This is a genomic window from Plasticicumulans sp. (assembly GCF_035331805.1).
In the GTDB taxonomy this organism is placed as follows: Bacteria; Pseudomonadota; Gammaproteobacteria; order Competibacterales; family Competibacteraceae; genus Plasticicumulans.
This window is the reverse complement of sequence record NZ_DAOLKE010000357.1, coordinates 1-3,402: the sequence shown is the minus strand read 5'-3', so window position 1 is coordinate 3,402 and position 3,402 is coordinate 1. Positions and strand designations below refer to the sequence as shown.

The following is a 3,402-nucleotide window of genomic DNA, read 5'->3' as shown; positions in this document are numbered from 1 at the left end:
GACAGCTTCTCGCCGGCCTGACGGATCAGCGTCACCCAGACCTCGCGACGGCGTTCGATCGGGGCCGAGACCGAGATGCCGGCGACGATGTGGTTCGTCGAGTCGCGGATCGGCACGCCGATGCAGCCGACGCCGAGTTCGGCTTCCTGGTCATCGAGCGCGTAGCCCTGCTGCAGCGCGTTCTTGACCGAGCGCCACAGCGCCGTCGGGTCGGTGATCGAGTGCGGCGTGCACGAGGGCAGGCCGGTGCGCGCGGCGTATTCGAGACAGGCTTCGGCGCCGCCTTCGGCGAGGAACAGCTTGCCGACCGCGGTGACGTGCAGCGGCGCCCGGCCGCCGATCATCTGCTCGACGCGCATCATGCGGTTCGGCACCACGCGCTCGACGTACACGACCTCGTCGCCCTCGCGCACGATCAGGTTGACCGTCTCGCCGGTCTCGTTGCGCAGCCATTCCATGATCGGGCGCGCCTCGCGGCGGATGTCGAGCCGGCCCTGCACGCGCGAGCCGAGCTGCAGCAGCTTCACGCCCAGACGGTAGTGGCCCGAGGAACTACGTTCGACGAACCCGTGCTCGGCCAGCGAGGCGAGGATGCGGAAGGCTGTCGATGGATGCAGGCCGGTCTCGGCCGACAACACCTTGAGGCTGACCGGATTGTTGTTGGCGGCGATTGCATCCAGCAGCCGGGCGAGCCGATCAATGACCTGAATGGACGAGGTCGTCTGCATGACCATTCCGAAACTCCACGCGCATTGCTGATCGAGTAAAGACGTTTTGCATCACGAAAAATAGTCTATTGCACTGCACAAAAAATTGCTACTCCTGATGCGGGGCATGAAGATGTTTTCACGATGCGAATGCGGACAGGCCAATTTCTGCTTTGGTCTGGCCATTGATCCAGATGGCTGGCGTTTTTTCCCGGACTGCGGTAAACAGTCGGGCGCAGAATGCACATAAACTCCGCAGGGAATGCAGGGTTGAAGCCACACCAGGAGCCCGCGGCCGGCGCATCCGGTCGGGAGATGAGAGGTAAGACCAATGACTGACGACGCGACCCGCGCATTGCGCGACGCGATAGCCCGCGGCGTGCCCGAACGGCTGATCCTGGCCGATATCGAGGACCTGCGCCCCTACGAGTGCGATGGTCTGACCGCCTACCGCACCGTGCCGCGCCTCGTGGTGCTGCCGGAGACCGCCGAACAGGCCGCGCACGTGCTCGCGACCTGCCACGAGCGCGGCGTGCCGGTGGTCGCGCGCGGGGCCGGCACCGGGCTTTCGGGCGGCGCGATGCCGCATGCCGACGGCGTCGTGCTGTCGCTCGCCAAGTTCAACCGCATCCTCGGCATCGACCCGCAGAACCGTACCGCGCGCGTGCAGCCGGGCGTGCGCAACGTCGCGATTTCGCAGGCCGCCGCGCCGCTGGGGCTTTATTACGCGCCGGACCCGTCCTCGCAGATCGCCTGCACGATCGGCGGCAACGTCGCCGAGAACGCCGGCGGCGTGCACTGCCTGAAATACGGGCTGACCGTGCACAACATCGTCGCGCTCGACGTGCTGACCATCACCGGCGAGCGCCTGACGATCGGGGCCGGCGCGCTCGATCAGCCCGGCTACGACCTGCTGGCGCTGCTGACCGGCTCCGAGGGCATGCTCGCGGTCATCGTCGAGGTCACGGTCAAGCTGCTGCCGAAGCCGCAGGTCGCGCAGGTGGTCATGGGCGTCTACGACCGCGTCGACGCCGCCGGCGTCGCGGTCGGGCGCATCATCGCCGCCGGCATCACGCCGGGCGGGCTGGAGATGATGGACAACGGCTGCATCCGCGCCGCCGAGGACTACCTGCACGCCGGCTACCCGGTCGAGGCTGCGGCGATCCTGCTGTGCGAACTCGACGGCACGGCCGAGGAGGTTGCCGAGGACCTGGCGCGCGTCGAGGCGCTGATGCGCGATGCGGGTGCAAGCGACATCCGTATTTCGCAGAGCGAGGAAGAGCGCCTGCGCTTCTGGGCCGGGCGCAAGGCGGCGTTCCCGGCGGTCGGGCGCATCTCGCCGGACTACTACTGCATGGACGGCACGATCCCGCGCAAGGAGCTGCCGAACGTGCTGAACCGCATCGAGGCGCTGAGCCAGCGCTACGGCCTGCCGGTCGTGAACGTCTTCCACGCCGGCGACGGCAACCTGCATCCGCTGATCCTGTTCAACGGCGGCGATCCGGCGCAGCTGCACCGGGCCGAGCAGCTCGGCGGCGAGATCCTCGAACTCTGCGTCGAGGTCGGCGGGGCGATCACCGGCGAGCACGGCGTCGGCTTCGAGAAGATCAACCAGATGTGTTCGCAGTTCGCGAAGGACGAACTCGTGCAGTTCCACGCGCTGAAGGCCGCATTCGACCCCAAGGGCCTGCTGAACCCCGGCAAGGCCGTGCCGACGCTGGCGCGCTGCGCCGAGTACGGCGCGATGCGCATCAGCCACGGCGAACTGCCGTTCCCGGAACTGGAGCGCTTCTGAGCGCGCTGTCCGGCCACGAACGAGAGAACACACGATCCATGAATGCGCAAACCAGTCTCAACCGGGATTTGACCGAAGACCTGCGCCGGCGCGTGCTCGACGCCGCCGAGACGCGCACGCCGCTCGCCATCCGCGGCAGTGGCAGCAAGGAGTTCTACGGCCGCGGCGTGCGGGGCGAGCCGCTCGATGTCAGCGGCCATCGCGGCATCGTCAGCTACGAGCCGACCGAGCTGTACCTGACCGCGCGTGCCGGCACGCCGCTCGCCGAGATCGACGCGGCGCTCACCGACAGCGGCCAGATGCTCGGCTGCGAGCCGCCGGCCTTCGGGCCGGGCGCGACCGTCGGCGGCACGGTCGCCGCCGGCCTGTCCGGACCGCGCCGGCCCTATGCCGGCTCGGTGCGTGACTACGTGCTCGGCGTCAAGGTGCTCAACGGCCGCGGCGAGGTGCTGCGCTTCGGCGGCCAGGTCATGAAGAACGTCGCCGGCTACGACGTATCCCGGCTGATGGCCGGTGCGCTCGGCGGCCTCGGCGTGCTGCTCGAAGTCTCGTTCAAGGTGCTGCCGCGCCCGGTCGCCGAATGCACGCTGGTGCAGGAAGCGACTCAGGCCGAGGCGATCGAGCGCCTGAACCGCTGGGCCGGTCAGCCGCTGCCGCTGTCGGCGAGCGCCTGGGACGACGGTCGCCTGAGCGTGCGTCTCTCCGGCGCCGCGGCGGCGGTCGAGGCGGCGGCACACACGCTCGGCGGCGAGCGGCTCGATCCGGTCGCGGCCGAGGCGGTGTGGGCGGCGCTGCGTGAACAGACGCATGCGTTCTTCGCCGGCGACGAGCCGCTCTGGCGCCTGTCGGTGGCACCGGCGAGTGCCGCGCTCGCACTGCCGGGCGCGCAACTCATCGAGT

At 69.0% G+C, this 3,402-nt stretch carries 3 protein-coding genes; 2 read left to right on the top strand and 1 reads right to left on the bottom strand.

Features of this window, described 5'->3' with window-relative positions:
• A partial coding sequence (locus tag PKE44_RS16710; RefSeq protein ID WP_324553515.1) for an IclR family transcriptional regulator occupies positions 1–728 on the bottom strand: 728 nt, incomplete at its 3' end.
• A 310-nt stretch (positions 729–1,038) separates the two neighbouring features.
• Between PKE44_RS16710 and PKE44_RS16705 the strand changes: the two genes are divergently transcribed.
• Together PKE44_RS16705 and glcE are read left to right on the top strand one after the other, a co-directional pair.
• On the top strand, positions 1,039–2,502 hold the full coding sequence (locus tag PKE44_RS16705; protein ID WP_324553511.1) for an FAD-linked oxidase C-terminal domain-containing protein: 1,464 nt from the start codon (positions 1,039–1,041) through the stop codon (positions 2,500–2,502).
• Between the two features lie 38 nt (positions 2,503–2,540).
• Positions 2,541–3,402: glycolate oxidase subunit GlcE (gene glcE, locus PKE44_RS16700; RefSeq protein ID WP_324553508.1), on the top strand; the 862-nt coding region annotated here is incomplete at its 3' end.

Coding starts and splice junctions, on each gene's coding strand:
- PKE44_RS16705 (WP_324553511.1), top strand. CDS start 1,039: ATGACTGACGACGCGACCCGCGCATTGCGCGACGCGATAGCCCGCGGC.